Here is a 16,853-nt window from a genome sequence, read left to right on the forward strand (position 1 = left end):
GCCATGAACGGCCTCTACGCACTCAAGCCCTGGTACGCGGACCGCCTCTCGGGCGTCCGCGGGGCGCTCGCCCGGCGCGGGGTGTCGCCCGACACCCTGACCGCGGCGGGCGTGGTGTCCGCGGGGGGCGCCGCCGCGGCGCTCGCCCTGCTGCCCGCACCGCTCGCCGCCCTGCCGGTCGCGGTGCTCCTCGCGGCCCGGCTCGCCTGCGCGAACCTCGACGGCGCGCTGGCCCGCGACGCCGGACGCACCACACGGCGCGGCGCCCTCCTGAACGAACTGGGCGACCGTGCGGCCGACTTGGCGATGCTGGCCGGATTCCTGCCGCTGGCCCCGCTGTGGCTGGTGGCGACGGCCGCGCTGGCCGCGACGCTGCCGTCGTGGGTCGCCCTCGCCGGTGCGGCGGCCGGCGCTCCGCGGCTCAACGGCGGCCCGCTCGGCAAGACCGAGCGCTGCCTGCTCGTGGTGGTGGCGGCGGCCGCCTCGGGCCTGGTGACGCCGGTGCTGCTGGTCGTCGCGGTGGGCTCGGCGCTCACGGCGGTGTTCCGCTGCGCCCGGCTGTGGCGGGAGCTCGGCGCATGAGCACCTACGGCCGTACGGCCCTGGTCGGCGCCGGGGTGCTCGCGGTGAGCGGGCTCGCGGTGGCGGCGCTGCCGGCCCGGATCCGGCTGCGGGCCGAGGTCCGCAGACGCTGGCGGACCTGGGCCCTCGCCGGGCCGCTGTATCTGGGCGCGCTCTTCGTCGGCAGCGGCGGTGCGTGCGCGCTGGCCGCGGCGCTCGGCGTCGTCGCGATGACGGAGTACGCGCGGATGGCGGGCCTCGGCCGGGCCGAGCACGCGGTGCTGTGCGCGGCGGCCATCGCGCTCCCGGCCCTCGCCCTGACGGCGCCCGCACTCCTCGACCTGCGCACCGCGGGGCTGCTCCTGCTCGCGGCAGCGCTGCCCGCCCTGCTCGGCGGCAACGCCGCGACCGGGTTCACCCAGGCGGCGCGCACCGTCTTCGCCCTGCTGTGGATCGCGGTCCCGCTGACGGGTCTGGTCACGCTCGGGCAGACGGCCGCGGCGGTGGGCGTGGCGGTGGCGCTCGGCGATGTGGGCGCGTGGTGCGCGGGCACGTCCCTGGGCCGGCGGGGGGCGCTGTCCCGTCCGCTCTCGCCGCTCTCCCCGAACAAGACCTGGGCCGGCGTGCTCGGCGCGGGGGCCGCAACCGCCCTCGCCCTGTTGGCCGTTGGGGCCTTTTGCCCACTGCTCTGGGCGGCGGTGACGGTCGGCTGCGTCCTGGGCGACCTGCTCGAATCCCTGGTGAAGCGGGAGGCCGGGGTGAAGGACGCGGGCAGCTGGCTGCCGGGCTTCGGCGGTCTGCTCGACCGCGTCGACTCCCTCCTGCCGGCCCTGCTGCTCACGACGGTGGTGACCCGATGACGACCCCGGCCCCGGCCCCGACCCCGGTGCACCGGACACGGACCAGGACCCGCACCCGGCCGCGGCTCGCCGCCCTCGCCCGGCGCGCCCTGTGGTGGAGCACCCTCACCCTGACCGGCGGTGTGGAACGCCGCGGCCGGCTGCCGCGCGGCGGCTGCGTGGTGGTCGCCAACCACTCCTCGCACGCCGACACCGCCGCCCTGCTCGCAGCCCTCGACGCCCGGCACACCCCCGCGATCGGAGCCGCGGCCGACTACTGGTTCGCCTCGCCGTGGCGGCGCCGGATCTGCAGCCGGCTGGCGTCCGGCTTCCCGGTGCGCCGCTCGGGCGGCGGCATGGACGACCTGCTCGCCATGGCGGAAGGACTGCGCGCCGGCCGGGCCGTGGTCCTGTTCCCCGAGGGCACCCGGGGCGGCGACGGCACGGTGGGCTCCTTCCACCGGGGCGCGCTCGTCCTCGCCGAGCACGCGGGCGTGCCGGTGGTGCCGGTCGGCATCGCGGGCACCGACCGGTTGCTGCCCAAGCACGGCCGGTTCCGCTCGGCCCTGATCCGGGTGCGCATCGGGGCGCCGCTGCCGCCGTCGGTCACCCCGGAGCAGGCGCGCGAGGCGGTCGCGGCCCTGCACGCCCGCACCAACGCCGAGGCTCTGCGCGATTCCCCGCTGCGCCGCCGGGCCGCGCGCCTCGCCGGCTCGCGCCGGGGACTCGCGCTCGCCTTCGCCTGGGCCTTCGCGGAGGCCCTGAGCTGGCCCCTGATGCCGGAACTCCTGCTGGCCGCGCTGTGTGCGGCGGCTCCGCGCCGGGCCGTCCCGCTCTCCCTCACCGCCCTCGCGGGCAGCCTGGTGGGCAGCGTCCTGGCCCTCCAGCTGGCCGCGTCCGGCGTGCATGTACCCGCGCCGCTGACCACGGAGCGGATGAGGACGGAGGTCCGCCACGAGCTGTCGGCCGAGGGCGCCGCGGCCGTCCGCCACCAGCCGTGGAACGGCATCCCGTTCAAGGTGTACGCGGCGCAGGCCGGCCGGGCCGGCGTCGCCACGGGCCCCTGGCTGGGCTCGGCCGCCCTGTCACGCGGCTCGCGCACCCTGACGGTGGGCGTGGCGTTCGGCGGCGCCGCGCTGCTCGCCCGCCGCTGGCGGCGTTGGTACGGGGTGTACGCCGGGCTGCTCGCGGGCGGCTTCGCCGGGGGGCTCGGCGTGATCGTGGCGTCCTGGGCCTGACGCCCGCGTCCGGCGCACCCGCCCGCCGCACCTGCCACCGCCCCCCGCAGCGCCGACGCGCTCCCCGCGACGAGACCCGGGGCCGCAACGGCCCACCCCCTGCCACTTCCCCGCGCGCCGATTCCCCGCGCATTCAAGTCACTTGTGCGCCAAGGGACTTGGACCGGACCAGCCCGGCCGCGACACTCTGCGCATGCCCACACCCACTGAGCAGCACTGGACCCCCGTCCACGGCGAGCCCTACCGGCCCGTCCCCTACCGGCCGCAGCGCATGGCGAGCACCGAAACCCTGGCGCGCGCCGCCCAGTTGCGCGCGCGCATGGACGAGCGCCGCACCGTGCGCAGCTTCTCCACCGACCCGATCCCCGAGCAGGCCGTCCGCGACGCCATCGCCTGCGCCGCGACCGCCCCCTCCGGCGCCCATCAGCAGCCCTGGACGTTCGTCCTGGTCAAGGACGCCGACGTACGGCGCAGGATCCGCGAGGCGGCCGAGGAGGAGGAGCGGATCTCCTACGACGGGCGGCTCGGCGAGGAGTGGCTCGCGGCGCTGCGCCCGATCGGCACGGACGCGGTCAAGACCCATCTCACCGACGCCCCGGCGCTGATCGTCGTCTTCCAGCAGCGCTACTGGCTGGCCGAGGACGGCACCAAGCACAAGCACTACTACGTGGACGAGTCGGTCGGCATTGCGGTGGGCCTGCTGCTCTCCGCCCTGCACCAGTGCGGCCTCGCGGCCCTCGTGCACACACCGAGCCCGATGCGCTTCCTGTCCGAGGTCCTGGAGCGGCCCGCGAACGAGAAGGCCTTCGCCGTCGTCCCGGTCGGCTACCCGGCCGAGGACTGCGAGGTCCCCGACCTGGTCCGCAAGGCGCTCGACCAGGTGCTCGTCGAAGTCTGAGCCGCGCCCGGGCCGGGCATGGAAACCGCCCCCGTCCTCGGTTGGGGGACCAAGGACGGGGGCGGGGACTGGGGGCGGCTGCGGTCAGCCCATGTGCGGGTAGGAGTAGTCGGTCGGCGGGACCAGGGTCTCCTTGATGGCGCGGGTCAGCGTCCAGCGCATCAGGTTCTGCGGGGCGCCGGCCTTGTCGTTGGTGCCGGAGGCACGGCCGCCGCCGAAGGGCTGCTGGCCGACGACGGCGCCGGTCGACTTGTCGTTGATGTAGAAGTTGCCCGCCGCGTAGCGGAGCTTCTCCATCGTGTGGGCCGCCGCCGCACGGTCGTTGGAGATGACGGCGCCGGTCAGGGCGTAGTCGGAGGCCGACTCCATCTGCTCCAGCATCGCGTCGTACTTCGCGTCGTCGTAGACGTGGACGGCGAGGATCGGGCCGAAGTACTCGGTCGTGAAGACCTCGTTCTCCGGGTCCGTGCACTCGATGACGGTCGGGCGCACGAAGTAGCCCACCGAGTCGTCGTAGCTGCCGCCGGCGACGATCGTGCAGGAGGCGTCGGCCTTGGCGCGGTCGATGGCGGCCTTGTTCTTGGCGAACGAGCGCTCGTCGATGACGGCGCCGATGAAGTTCGACAGGTCGGTGACGTCACCCATGGAGATGCCGTCGACCTCGGCCGCGAACTCCTCCTTGAAGCCGTCGTTCCAGATCGAGGCCGGGACGTAGGCGCGCGAGGAGGCGGAGCACTTCTGGCCCTGGTACTCGAAGGAGCCGCGGGTCAGGGCGGTCTTGAGGACGGCGCGGTCGGCGCTGGGGTGCGCGACGACGAAGTCCTTGCCGCCGGTCTCGCCGACCAGGCGCGGGTAGGTGCGGTACTTCTCGATGTTCGTGCCGACGGTCTTCCACAGGTGCTGGAAGGTCTTGGTCGAACCCGTGAAGTGGATGCCCGCCAGGTCGCGGTGGTTCAGGGCGACCTCGGAGACGGCGAGGCCGTCACCGGTGACGAGGTTGATGACGCCCTTGGGCAGGCCCGCCTCCTCCAGGAGCTGCATGAGCAGCACGGCGGCGTGGGTCTGCGTCGGGGACGGCTTCCACACCACGACGTTGCCCATCAGGGCCGGAGCGGTGGGCAGGTTGCCCGCGATGGCCGTGAAGTTGAACGGCGTGATCGCGTAGACGAAGCCTTCGAGCGGACGGTGGTCCATCCGGTTCCACACGCCCGGGGAGTTCGCCGGGGGCTGCTCGGCGAGCAGGTTGCGGGCGTAGTGGACGTTGAAGCGCCAGAAGTCGACGAGCTCGCACGGGGTGTCGATCTCGGCCTGCTGGGCGGTCTTGGACTGGCCGAGCATGGTGGAGGCGGCCAGCGTCTCGCGCCAGGGGCCGGAGAGCAGCTCGGCGGCGCGCAGGATGATCGCGGCGCGGTCGTCGAAGGACATCGCGCGCCAGGCCGGGGCGGCGGCGAGCGCGGCGTCGATCGCGTCCTGGGCGTCCTGCTCGGTGGCGTTCGCGTAGGTGCCGATGACGGCGCGGTGGTTGTGCGGCTGCACGACGTCGAAGCGCTCGCCGCCGCCCATCCGCTTCTCACCGTTGATGGTCATCGGCAGGTCGACGGGGTTCTCCGCCAGTTCCTTGAGCTTGGCTTCCAGACGGGCGCGCTCCGGGGAACCAGGGGCGTAGCCGTGCACCGGCTCGTTGACCGGGGCGGGGACCTGGGTCACAGCGTCCATGATTCCTTGACTCCTTCGTGTGGCGTGGGGCGTGAGACGTGGGGCGTGAGGAGTGTTCCGAGGGGAACGGTGGCTCGGCGGCCGGTCCGGTCGACTAGTTCTTGGTGATCATCGAGCGGACGAAGAACAGCAGGTTGGCCGGCTTCTCCGCGAGGCGCCGCATGAAGTAGCCGTACCAGTCGGTGCCGTACGCCGTGTAGACGCGCATCCGGTGTCCCTCGGCGGCCAGCCGCAGGTGCTCCTCGCTCCGGATCCCGTAGAGCATCTGGAACTCGTACTCGTCCAGCTTGCGCCCGGCGCGCCGGGCGAGCTCCTGCCCGATGGCGATCAGGCGCGGGTCGTGGGACCCGATCATCGGGTACCCCTCGCCCTCCATCAGGATGCGCAGGACGCGGACGTACGCCTTGTCGATCTCGCGCTTGTCCTGGTAGGCGACCTCGGCGGGCTCCTTGTAGGCGCCCTTCACGATGCGCACCCGGCTGCCCGCGGCGGCCAGGCGGCGGGCGTCGGCCTCGGTGCGGAAGAGGTAGGCCTGGATGACACAGCCGGTCTGCGGGAAGTCCTTCCGCAGCTCGTCGTGGATGGCGAACATCGAGTCGAGGGTGGTGTGGTCCTCGGCGTCCAGGGTGACGGTGGTGCCGATCGCGGCGGCGGCCTCGACGACCGGGCGCACATTGGCGAGGGCCAGCTCGTGGCCGCCTTCGAGGGACTGCCCGAACATGGACAGCTTCACCGACATCTCGGCCTTGGTGCCGTGACCGAGGTCCTTGAGGCGCTCGATGAGGGCCAGGTAGGCGTCGCGGGCGTGGGCGGCCTGCTCGGGGGTGGTGATGTCCTCGCCCACCACGTCGAGGGTGAGTTCGAGGCCCTTGCCGACGGTCTCCTCGACGATCGGGACGACCTGGTCGACGGTCTCGCCGGGGATGAAGCGATTCACCACGGGCTTGGTCACCGGAGCGGCGGAAACAAGCTTGCGCATCCTGTCGCTGCGCGACGCGGCGAGGATCACGGGACCCAGCACGGGGCACCTCCACGGAAAGAACGGGATGAGGACCGTGACCAGCGACTTCGGGACGGTTGACGTCCTTGGGGCGAACCGGTGACGGCACGGAGAACCACCGTGAAACCTATGGATCTCCCCGACCCTCTGCCATCGACAGCTGTCACGCATCCGTGGCCCAGATCTCATACAGATGTCTGAAGCGGCCCCGGGCATGAGCGAGAATGGCTCTCGTGAAGGGCGACTACCAGGACCTGGTCGATGAGATCTCGGCGCTGCTCGGCGCCCCCGCGACGCTGGAGAACCGGGATTTCGGCCTGATCGCCTTCGGCGCGCACGACTCCGACGACGACCTGGCCATGGACCCGGTGCGCACCCGCTCGATCCTCACCCGCAAGTCGACGCCCGCCGTCCGCGCCTGGTTCGAGGGCTTCGGCATCACCCGCGCCACCGGACCGGTCCGCATTCCCGCCGCGCCCGACGCGGGGGTCTTCCGCGGCCGGATCTGTCTGCCGGTCCGCCACCGCGGCGTCGCCCTCGGCTACGTCTGGCTGCTCGACGCCGAGCCGGGCCCCGCCGAGGACCGCCTGGCGGCCGCGATGGAGGTCGCGGCCCGGATCGGGGTGCTGCTCGCCGACGAGGCGGAGGCCGGCGCCGACCTCTCCCGTGCCTTCCGCGCGGTCCTGACCGCCGGGCCCGGGGGCCCGCGCGACACGGCGACCACCGCCCTGGAAGCCGCGCTCGGCCCGGACGCCCAGGGCCTGCACGCGCTGGTCTGCGTGGCGCCGTGGCCCACCGAGGACGCGCCCTCGGTGCGTGCGGTGCCGGGGGCCGCGGCGGTGTGCACGGTGCCGTGGGCGGGCGGCGGGCTCTGTCTGGCGGCGCTGGTGCGGCTGCGCTCGGCCGACGCGCTCGCCCCGGCACGGACCGCGGCGGAGCGGCTGCGCGGGGACGCCGGGGGCGGGGCGGCGGCCGGGGTGGCGGTGGCCCGGCGCGGTCTGGGCGAGCTCGCCGGTGCCCACCACGAGGCAACCTCCGCCGTACGGGCGGCACTTGCCGAGCCCCGGCTCGGTCCGGTCGCCCAGTGGTCGGACATCGGGCCGTACCGGATGCTGGCCGCACTGCCCGCGGGTTCTCAAGACCCCTCCGTACAGGCGCTGTTGAGGCCCGCGCACACCGAACTGGCCCGCACCGCCGAGGTGTTCCTCGACTGCGCGGGCCAGGCCGGACGGGCGGCGGCGGCACTCGGCATCCACCGCCAGACGCTCTACTACCGGCTCTCGCGGGTGGAGCACCTCAGCGGCCTCGACCTGGACCGGGGCGAGGACCGCCTCCTGCTGCACATGGCCCTCAAGGCGGCGCGGCTCTAGCGCCCCGGCGACGGTACGGACGTCAGGATGCGCCGCGCGCGGCGGCCATCACCTGGCGCAGCCCCTCGGTCAGCTCCTCGGCGCGGGTGGCCGTCGCCGGGTCGAAGGTCCACTGGGCGATGAGCCCCATCATCAGCGTCATGTAGAACTTTCCGAGGGTGTCGACGGTCTCCTCCTCGACCTCGGACTCCTCGCCCCCCATGAGCATCGGGATGATGCCGCGCGCGCCCTCGCGCTGCGCCTGCGCCAAGTGGTCGCGCACGCCCGGGACCTGATCGCCCATGACGACGATCTCCATGCTGAGCCGCCAGAGCGAGCCCGGCTGCGCCATGGTGGCGATGACGTTCGTCCAGACTTCCTGGAAGCGTTCGAGCGAGCCCGCGGCCGTCTCGGTCGACGCGGGTGTGGCGTCGAAGTCGTCGGAGACGCCCTCGACCAGCGAGATGTACGCCTCCGCGAGGAGCCCGTCCTTCGACCCGTAGTGGTAGCCGATGGAGGCGAGGTTGGTGCCCGACTCCTTGACGATGTCGCGGGACGTGGTGCGCACGAACCCCTTGTCCAGCAGGCAGCGCTTGGCGCCTTCGAGAAGATCCTCACGGTGTCCCATGACAGCAGCGTACCCGGCATACAGACATCCGTCTAAGACAAGCGTCTAGGGACATCCGCGGGCCGGGTACGGGAGCCGCCGGAGCGGGGTGGATCAGTCGGTCAGGTTCACCGAGCGGGCCGAGTTGGCGCCGATCTCGGCGGCGACCTCGGCGAGCACGTTCTGCGGAATGGTGTCGTCCACGGTGAGCACGGCGAGCGCCTCGCCGCCCTCCTCCGCACGGGCGACCTGCATCCCGGCGATGTTGAGCCCGGCCTCGCCGAGGACCCGGCCGACGGTGCCCACGATGCCCGGGCGGTCCTCGTAGCGCAGCACGATCATGTGGTCCGCGAGCGCCAGGTCCACGTCGAACTCGCCGATCGCGACGACCTTCTGGAGGTGCTTGGGGCCGGCCAGGGTGCCCGAGACCGACACCTCCTCGCCGTCCGAGAGGGTGCCGCGCACCGTCACCACGTTGCGGTGGTTGGGCGACTCGCTCGACGTGGTCAGCCGGACCTCGACGCCGCGCTCCTGCGCGAACAGCGGGGCGTTCACATAGGACACCGTCTCGTCCACGACGTCCTCGAACACGCCCTTGAGCGCGCTGAGTTCGAGCACCTTGACGTCGTGCTGGGTGATCTCGCCGTACACCTCGACGTCGAGACGGACCGCGACCTCGCCGGCCAGCGCGGTGAAGATGCGGCCGAGGCGCTCGGCGAGCGGCAGGCCCGGCTTGACGTCCTCGGCGATCACACCGCCCTGCACGTTGACCGCGTCCGGCACCAACTCGCCCGCGAGGGCGAGGCGTACGGACTTGGCGACGGCGATGCCCGCCTTCTCCTGGGCCTCGTCGGTGGACGCGCCGAGGTGCGGGGTGCACACGACCTGGTCGAGCTCGAAGAGCGGGGAGTCCGTGCAGGGCTCCTTCGCGTACACGTCGAGACCGGCGCCGGCGACCCGGCCCTCCTTGAGGGCGGAGTACAGCGCGGCCTCGTCCACGATGCCGCCGCGCGCCGCGTTCACGATCCGCACGTGCGGCTGCACCTTGTGCAGCGCCTCGTCGCCGATCAGGCCGAGCGTCTCGGGGGTCTTGGGCAGGTGCACGGTGATGAAGTCGGAGACTTCGAGCAGCTCGTCCAGGGAGAGGAGCTTGACGCCCATCTGCGCGGCGCGGGCGGGCTGCACATAGGGGTCGTACGCGACGATCTTCATGCCGAAGGCGGACATGCGCTGCGCGACCAGGACGCCGATGCGGCCGAGGCCGACGACGCCGAGGGTCTTCTCGCTCAGCTCGACGCCGGTGTACTTGTTCCGCTTCCACTCGCCGTTCTTGAGCGCGGTGTTGGCCTGCGGAATGTTGCGCGCGGTGGCGACGAGGAGGCCGCAGGCGAGCTCGGCGGCGGTGACGATGTTGGAGGTCGGGGCGTTCACGACCATCACGCCGGCCTTGGTGGCGGCGGAGACGTCGACGTTGTCGAGACCGACGCCGGCGCGGGCGACGACCTTCAGCTTCTTGGCGGCCGCGATGGCCTCCGCGTCGACCTTGGTGGCCGAGCGGATCAGGATCGCGTCGACGCCGGCGATGGCGGGCAGCAGTTCCGCGCGGTCGGCGCCGTTGCAGTGCCGGATCTCGAAGTCCGGCCCGAGGGCGTCGACGGTGGCGGGCGACAGCTCTTCAGCGATGAGTACGACAGGTTTCGAGCTCACGTGGGTCCTCACTGAATCCTTTGCGGACGGCCGTCCCGACGGCCGCAGGCGGTGGAGTAGCCGCGTGGTAGACGCACGACGCTGTGGGCCTGACGCGTAGGTGTTGCTGAGCAGTGTAGTGCCGCTCCCCCGCCGGGTCTCCGCCGCGAAGGCAGGATCACCCGATGGGGGTTGGACGTGGTGTCCAGGGTCGTGCGCAACCAGCGGGGTCGGACACGGCCACCGTGCCCGACCCCGCTGACGTACGGCTTACGCCTCGTCGTTCTGCACCCAGCTCATGAGCTTGCGCAGCTCCTTGCCGGTGGTCTCCAGGAGGTGCTCGGAGTCCTGGGTCTTGTACTCGTTGTACTTCTTCAGACCGCCGTGGTACTCGTCCATCCAGTTCTTGGCGAAGGTGCCGTCCTGGATCTCGGCGAGGACCTTCTTCATCTCGGCCTTGGTGTCGGCGGTGATGATCCGCGGGCCGGTGACGTAGTCGCCCCACTCGGCGGTCTCGGAGATCGACCAGCGCATCTTCTCCAGGCCGCCCTCGTACATGAGGTCCACGATGAGCTTCAGCTCGTGCAGGCACTCGAAGTACGCGATCTCCGGCTGGTAGCCCGCCTCGGTCAGCGTCTCGAAGCCGGCCTTGACCAGCGCGGCGGTGCCGCCGCAGAGCACGGCCTGCTCGCCGAACAGGTCGGTCTCGGTCTCCTCGGTGAAGGTCGTCTTGATGACGCCCGCGCGGGTGCCGCCGATGCCCTTGGCGTACGAGAGCGCCAGCGCCAGGCCGTTGCCCTGCGGGTCCTGCTCGACGGCCACGATGCACGGCACGCCGCGGCCCTCTTCGTACTGGCGGCGCACCAGGTGACCGGGGCCCTTGGGCGCGACCATCGCGACGGTCACATTGGCCGGGGGCTTGATGAAGCCGAAGCGGATGTTGAGGCCGTGGCCGAAGAACAGCGCGTCGCCGTCCTTCAGGTTGTCCTTGATGGACTCCTCGTAGACCTGGGCCTGGATCGGGTCCGGGACCAGGATCATGATGACGTCGGCCTCGGCGGCGGCCTCGGACGGCGTCACCACGCGCAGGCCCTGCTCCTCGGCCTTCGCCTTGGACTTGGAGCCCTCGTGCAGACCGACGCGGACGTCGACACCCGAGTCACGGAGCGACAGCGCGTGGGCGTGGCCCTGACTGCCGTACCCGATCACCGCGACCTTGCGGCCCTGGATGATGGACAGGTCGGCATCGTCGTCGTAGAACAGCTCGGCCACTGGGATATCTCCTTGGTGTGCTGGTGGTGCGCCCACCGTATCGGTGGGAATGAGTAAGGAACGGGTGAGTCTCGCGATACGGGCGGGTCAGGCCCCTGCCGGCGGGCTCAGGCGCTGCGGTCCAGGGCGCGCAGCGAGCGGTCCGTGATGGACCGGGCGCCACGCCCTATGGCGATCGTGCCGGACTGGACGAGCTCCTTGATGCCGAACTGCTCCAGCATCTTCAGCATCGCCTCCAGCTTGTCGGCGCCGCCGGTGGCCTCGATCGTCACGGCCTCGGGCGAGACGTCCACGGTCTTGGCGCGGAACAGCTGGACGATCTCGACGATCTGGGAGCGCGTTTCGTTGTCGGCACGCACCTTCACCAGGACGAGCTCGCGCTGGATCGCGGCGCTGGGCTCGAGTTCGACGATCTTCAGGACGTTGACCAGCTTGTTGAGCTGCTTGGTCACCTGCTCGAGGGGCAGGTCCTCGACACTGACCACGATGGTGATGCGGGAGATGTCGGGGTGTTCGGTGACACCGACCGCGAGCGAGTCGATGTTGAAGCCGCGGCGGGAGAACAGGGCGGCGATCCGGGCCAGGATGCCGGGGGTGTTCTCGACCAGGACCGAGAGCGTGTGCTTGGTGGACATGAGCCTCTTACCTCTTCCTACAGCTCTCAGTCGTCTTCGTTGTCGCCGAAGTCGGGACGGACTCCGCGGGCGGCCATGACCTCGTCGTTGGAGGTGCCGGCGGCGACCATCGGCCACACCTGGGCGTCCTCGTGGACGATGAAGTCGATCACGACCGGGCGGTCGTTGATCGAGTTGGCCTCCTGGATCGCCTTGTCCAGGTCCTCGGGGCGCTCGCAGCGGATCGCGTAACAGCCCATCGCCTCGGACAGTTTGACGAAGTCCGGGACGCGGGTGCCGCCGCTGGGGCGGCCCTCCTCGGCGATGCCGTCCCCGGGACCGGAGTGCAGGACGGTGTTGGAGTAGCGCTGGTTGTAGAACAGGGTCTGCCACTGGCGGACCATCCCGAGGGCGCCGTTGTTGATGATGGCGACCTTGATCGGGATGTTGTTGAGTGCGCAGGTGGTCAGTTCCTGGTTGGTCATCTGGAAGCAGCCGTCGCCGTCGATCGCCCAGACCATCCGGTCCGGCTGACCGGCCTTGGCGCCCATGGCGGCCGGCACCGCGTAGCCCATGGTTCCGGCGCCGCCCGAGTTGAGCCAGGTGGAGGGCAGTTCGTAGTTGACGAAGTGGGCGGCCCACATCTGGTGCTGGCCGACGCCGGCCGCGTAGATGGTGTCCGCGTCCGCGAGTTCGCCGATGCGCTGGATGACGCGCTGCGGGGACAGCGTGCCGTCGTTCGGCTCGTCGTAGCCCAGCGGGTAGGTCTCGCGCCAGCGGTTGAGGTCCTTCCACCAGGCGGTGTAGTCGCTGGTGTGACCCTCGGAGTACTCCGCCTGGACGGCCTGGACCAGATCGGCGATGACCTCGCGCGCGTCACCCACGATGGGGACGTCGACCTCGCGGTTCTTGCCGATCTCGGCCGGGTCGATGTCCGCGTGGATGACCTTGGCGAACGGCGCGAAGCTGTCCAGCTTGCCGGTGACGCGGTCGTCGAAGCGGGTGCCGAGCGCGATGAGCAGGTCCGACTTCTGCAGGGCGGTGACGGCGGTGACCGCACCGTGCATGCCGGGCATCCCCACGTGCAGCGGGTGGCTGTCGGGGAAGGCGCCGAGCGCCATCAGGGTGGTGGTGACGGGCGCTCCGGTCAGCTCCGCGAGGACCTTCAGCTCGGCGGTGGCGCCGGCCTTCAGGACGCCGCCGCCGACGTACAGGACCGGGCGCTTGGCCGCCACGATCAGCTTGGCGGCCTCGCGGATCTGCTTGGCGTGCGGCTTGGTGACCGGGCGGTAGCCCGGCAGGTCGGTGGCCGGCGGCCAGGCGAAGGTGGTCTGCGCCTGGAGGGCGTCCTTGGCGATGTCCACCAGGACCGGGCCCGGGCGGCCGGTGGAGGCGATGTGGAAGGCCTCGGCGATGGTGCGCGGGATGTCCTCGGCCTTGGTGACCAGGAAGTTGTGCTTGGTGATCGGCATCGTGATGCCGACGATGTCCGCCTCCTGGAAGGCGTCCGTGCCGATCGCCTTGGAGGAGACCTGGCCGGTGATGGCGACCAGCGGCACCGAGTCCATGTGGGCGTCGGCGATCGGGGTGACCAGGTTGGTGGCGCCGGGCCCCGAGGTCGCCATGCACACCCCGACCTTGCCGGTGGCCTGCGCGTATCCGGTGGCGGCGTGGCCCGCGCCCTGCTCGTGGCGGACCAGGACGTGACGGACCCGGGTGGAGTCCATCATCGGGTCGTACGCCGGGAGGATGGCGCCGCCGGGGATCCCGAACACGACCTCCGCCCCGACTTCCTCGAGAGAGCGGATGAGGGACTTCGCGCCCGTGACGTGCTCAACGGTCGCGGACTGGTGTCCGCCGTTACGGGGCCGCGGCTGCGGATGGTGGGCCCCGGTGGCCTGCTCGGTCATCGGCATTCTCTTCTCGAAGCTGAGGGTTTTTGCGGTGGTTTAGTCGAGATCGCGGTGGTGCTTGAGGGGTGCCAGTGCAACAAAAAACCCCTCGTGCCGTGAGGCAGGCGAGGGGAGCGCGTCGGGTGGGGTCTGCGGAGCCTCGTGGGGCTCCGCTTCAGCCGACGCGCTTTCCAAGTACGAGAATTCGGGTGCGCATGGCATTGACCCTCCCCCCGGCGCGCAGGTGGTGTCAAGTAGGTGGGACGGGCGTCTCATTATGTGAGCCGAGCAGCGGACGGCTTCCGCCACTGAGCACGGGCAGCGCGACCCCGCCCGGCACCGGATATTCGCCCCGCAGCAGGGCGCGGCGCAGCCGGTACTCGTCCAGCGCTCCGGAGAACGCCATGCCCTGGCCGTGCGTGCACCCCATGGCGCGCAGGGCCAGGACCTGCTCCGGCACGTCCACCCCGTCGGCGACGGACTGCATGCCGAGGTCGCCGGCGATCCGGAGCAGACCGGCGGTGATCTTGTGCAGCCGGGCCGACTCCACGACGCCCTCGACCAGGCCCCGGTCCAGTTTCAGCAGGTCGATGGGGAGCCGGCGCAGCGCGTTGATCGCCGCGTAGCCGCTGCCGAAGCCGTCGAGCGCGATCCGCACGCCGAGCCTGCGCAGCCCCACCAGGCGCCGTTCCAGCTCGTCGAAGGAGATCCTCGGGTCGCTGTCCGCGAGCTCGATGATCAGTGCGCCGGAGGGCAGCCCGTGCCGCACGAGCAGCGCCTCCAGGGAGCCGAGCGGCATCGACCTGTCGAGCAGCCTGCGGGCCGACAGGCGCACGGAGACGGGCACGACATGGCCGGCCCGCATCCGTTCGGCCGCCAGGACCACCGCCTCTTCGAGCAGCCAGCGGCCGAGCTCGGCGGCCCGCTCGCTCTCGTCGGCCGCCCGGAGGAACTCGGCCGGCGTGAACAGGATGCCCTGGGCCGACCTCCACCTGGCCTGCGCGGCGACCGCGGCGACCTCACCGGTGGCCAGGTCGACGACCGGCTGGTGCAGCACCGCGAACTCGCCGTCGTTGAGCGCGGTGCGCAGCCGGGCGGCGAGCTCCGACTTGCGCACCACCTCGGCCTGCATCTGCGGTGCGTACAGCTCGACCCGGTTCTTGCCGCCCTTCTTCGCCCGGTACATCGCCAGGTCGGCGTTGCGCAGCAGTTCGCCCGCGCCGATGCCCGGCTCGGCGAAGGCGACGCCGATGGAGGCGGCGACCCGGACATCGTTGCCGTCGATCAGGTACGGCTGGGACAGGGTCAGGCGCAGCCGGTCGGCGATCTCGCGGACGTGGTACTCGCGGGCCGCCGGGTCGCGGGTGCCGTCGCCGAGGATCAGGGCGGCGAACTCGTCGCCGCCGAGCCGGGCCGCGGTGTCGCCGGCCCGCACCGATTCGTGGAGCCTGCGGGCGGCCTGGATGAGGAGTTCGTCCCCGGCCTGGTGACCGATGGTGTCGTTGACCTGCTTGAAGCCGTCGAGGTCGATGAAGAGCACGGCGGTGCCGGGGTCGGTGACGCGACGGCCGCCGAGCGCCTTGCGCACCCGCTTGGTGAACAGGGCGCGGTTGGGCAGGTCGGTGAGCGGGTCGTGTTCGGCGTTGTGCTCCAACTGGGCCTGCAGGCGCACCCGTTCGGTCACGTCGCGGCTGTTGAGGATCAGCCCGCCCTGGTGGCGGTTGACGGTGGACTCCACATTGAGCCACTCGCCGGTCCCCGACTTGAAGCGGCACTCGATCCGCGTCGTGGGCTCCTCGGCGGGCGGCGCCGCCAGAAACCGGCGCACCTCGTGCACCACCCGGCCCAGGTCCTCGGGATGGATGAGCGAGGCCAGTTCGGAGCCGACCAGCTCCTCGGCGTCCCGCCCGTAGACGCCGGCCGCGGCCGGGCTGACGTAGCGCAGTATGCCGGTGGGCGCGGCGATCATGATGACGTCGCTCGAACCCTGCACCAGGGACCGGAAGTGGTTCTCCTTCTGGGCCAGTTCATGGGTGAGCGCGATGTTGTCGAGCAGCATGATGCCCTGGCGGATCACCAGGGCGAGCACCACCGTGCAGCCGGTGAACACGACCATGCGGTCGACCCGGTGGCCCTCGATGACGCTGTAGAGGATGCCGAGGGTGCAGACGGCCGCCGCCAGGTACGGCGTGAGCGCGGCCAGCGAGCTGGCGAGCGGCCGGGTGGCCGGCACCGGCTGCGGGCGGGGCCCGCCGCCCGCCGGCCGGGCGGCGCCCCGCGGCGCGACGGCGGGCCTGCGCGGCGGCGGCGCGGAGAGCCTGCGGGCCCCCCACGGGGCGTAGGCGAGCAGCAGGGAGCCGGCGAACCAGCCCGCGTCGAGGAGGCGCCCGGAGTGGTAGTGCTCGCGCAGCAGCGGCGAGGTGAACAGGGCGTCGCACAGGACGGTGAGGGCCAGCGCCGCGATGGCGGTGTTCACCGCCGACCGGTTGGCCGACGAGCGCCGGAAGTGCAGTGCGAGGACCATGCTCACGAGGACGATGTCGAGGAGCGGATAGGCGAGCGTGAGGGTGGCGTTGGCGAGGCCCTCCTGCTCGCCCTCGCGGGCCGTGCGGGCCAGCGCGAGGCTCCAGGACAGGGTGAGCAGCGAGCCGCCGATGAGCCAGGAGTCGAGCGCCAGACAGACCCAGCCCGCCTTGGTGACGGGGCGCTTGGCGAGGACCAGCAGGCCCACGATGGCGGGCGGCGCGAAGCACAGGAAGAAGAAGTCCGCGAAGGACGGGGTGGGGGGCACTCCGCGCCCGAGCACCACCTCGTACCAGCCCCAGACGCCGTTGCCGCAGGCGGCCATGGCGGAGGAGAAGGAGAACAGCAGCCAGGCGGGACGGAAACTGCTCTCGCTGCCGGTCGCACCGCCGCGCGCGTAGCGGAAGCAGGAGACCGCGGCGATCAGGGCGGCGACGGAGAGCCCGAAGTCGCCCATGATCTGGGCCAGTCGCTGGGATCCCCAGCCGAAGAATGCGCCGGTGGCATATCCGGCCCAGACGACTGCGAGCACGAGTTGGGAAACCATGCCGGTCCCGCCACTTCCGGTCAGGGGGGGCCTGGTCAGGACCGCACCCGGGGCGCTCACCGGACCGCTCCGCGCCACCGGGCCCGCCACACGATCGCGCCCGGCCGGGGC

The 16,853-nt window shown here is 71.9% G+C and carries 13 protein-coding genes; 5 read left to right on the plus strand and 8 right to left on the minus strand.

Translation table 11 applies throughout. The annotated features are described in order from the left end of the window. Positions 1–3 precede the first annotated feature (3 nt). From ACGF3I_RS30070 to ACGF3I_RS30085, 4 genes are all read left to right on the plus strand, one after another. The gene (locus ACGF3I_RS30070) at positions 4–582 is read left to right on the plus strand and encodes a CDP-alcohol phosphatidyltransferase family protein (protein WP_393137487.1); all 579 of its coding nucleotides are present in this window, start codon (positions 4–6) and stop codon (positions 580–582) included. Further along, positions 579–1,421: a phosphatidate cytidylyltransferase gene (locus tag ACGF3I_RS30075; RefSeq protein ID WP_393137489.1), complete on the plus strand. Its 843-nt coding sequence runs from the start codon at positions 579–581 to the stop codon at positions 1,419–1,421. The genes ACGF3I_RS30070 and ACGF3I_RS30075 overlap by 4 nt, the downstream gene beginning before the upstream one ends. After that, positions 1,418–2,638: a lysophospholipid acyltransferase family protein gene (locus tag ACGF3I_RS30080; protein ID WP_393137491.1), complete on the plus strand. Its 1,221-nt coding sequence runs from the start codon at positions 1,418–1,420 to the stop codon at positions 2,636–2,638. The genes ACGF3I_RS30075 and ACGF3I_RS30080 overlap by 4 nt, the downstream gene beginning before the upstream one ends. A gap of 193 nt (positions 2,639–2,831) precedes the next feature. Continuing rightward, complete coding sequence (locus ACGF3I_RS30085; RefSeq protein WP_393137493.1) at positions 2,832–3,536, plus strand: nitroreductase family protein; 705 nt, start codon at positions 2,832–2,834, stop codon at positions 3,534–3,536. Between the two features lie 84 nt (positions 3,537–3,620). Here ACGF3I_RS30085 and pruA read toward each other — a convergent pair whose 3' ends face one another. Beyond that, on the minus strand, positions 3,621–5,252 hold the full coding sequence (pruA, locus tag ACGF3I_RS30090) for an L-glutamate gamma-semialdehyde dehydrogenase (protein ID WP_393137494.1): 1,632 nt from the start codon (positions 5,250–5,252) through the stop codon (positions 3,621–3,623). Positions 5,253–5,346: 94 nt separating this feature from the next. Next, entirely contained in the window at positions 5,347–6,273 is a 927-nt protein-coding gene (locus ACGF3I_RS30095) for a proline dehydrogenase family protein (protein WP_393137496.1), read from the minus strand. 212 nt (positions 6,274–6,485) lie between these two features. On the opposite strand from ACGF3I_RS30095, the gene ACGF3I_RS30100 reads away from it, so the two are divergent. Next, the gene (locus ACGF3I_RS30100) at positions 6,486–7,622 is read left to right on the plus strand and encodes a PucR family transcriptional regulator (RefSeq protein WP_393137561.1); all 1,137 of its coding nucleotides are present in this window, start codon (positions 6,486–6,488) and stop codon (positions 7,620–7,622) included. A 22-nt stretch (positions 7,623–7,644) separates the two neighbouring features. Here the strand turns inward: ACGF3I_RS30100 and ACGF3I_RS30105 are convergent, their stop codons facing one another. From ACGF3I_RS30105 to ACGF3I_RS30130, 6 genes are all read right to left on the minus strand, one after another. Beyond that, entirely contained in the window at positions 7,645–8,229 is a 585-nt protein-coding gene (locus ACGF3I_RS30105; protein WP_393137498.1) for a TetR/AcrR family transcriptional regulator, read from the minus strand. Positions 8,230–8,322: 93 nt separating this feature from the next. Then, the gene (serA, locus tag ACGF3I_RS30110; protein ID WP_393137500.1) at positions 8,323–9,915 is read right to left on the minus strand and encodes a phosphoglycerate dehydrogenase; all 1,593 of its coding nucleotides are present in this window, start codon (positions 9,913–9,915) and stop codon (positions 8,323–8,325) included. Between the two features lie 249 nt (positions 9,916–10,164). After that, positions 10,165–11,166, minus strand: a complete 1,002-nt coding sequence (gene ilvC / locus ACGF3I_RS30115; protein WP_100577585.1) for a ketol-acid reductoisomerase — start codon at positions 11,164–11,166, stop codon at positions 10,165–10,167. A 107-nt stretch (positions 11,167–11,273) separates the two neighbouring features. Then, complete coding sequence (gene ilvN / locus ACGF3I_RS30120; RefSeq protein WP_100577584.1) at positions 11,274–11,801, minus strand: acetolactate synthase small subunit; 528 nt, start codon at positions 11,799–11,801, stop codon at positions 11,274–11,276. Between the two features lie 26 nt (positions 11,802–11,827). Further along, a complete protein-coding gene (locus ACGF3I_RS30125) occupies positions 11,828–13,696 on the minus strand; it encodes an acetolactate synthase large subunit (protein ID WP_393137502.1) in 1,869 nt (622 codons plus the stop codon). A 226-nt stretch (positions 13,697–13,922) separates the two neighbouring features. After that, positions 13,923–16,802: a putative bifunctional diguanylate cyclase/phosphodiesterase gene (locus ACGF3I_RS30130; RefSeq protein ID WP_393137504.1), complete on the minus strand. Its 2,880-nt coding sequence runs from the start codon at positions 16,800–16,802 to the stop codon at positions 13,923–13,925. Positions 16,803–16,853: the final 51 nt, after the last annotated feature.

The organism is Streptomyces sp. NPDC048111 (assembly GCF_043202815.1).
Classification (GTDB): Bacteria; Actinomycetota; Actinomycetes; order Streptomycetales; family Streptomycetaceae; genus Streptomyces.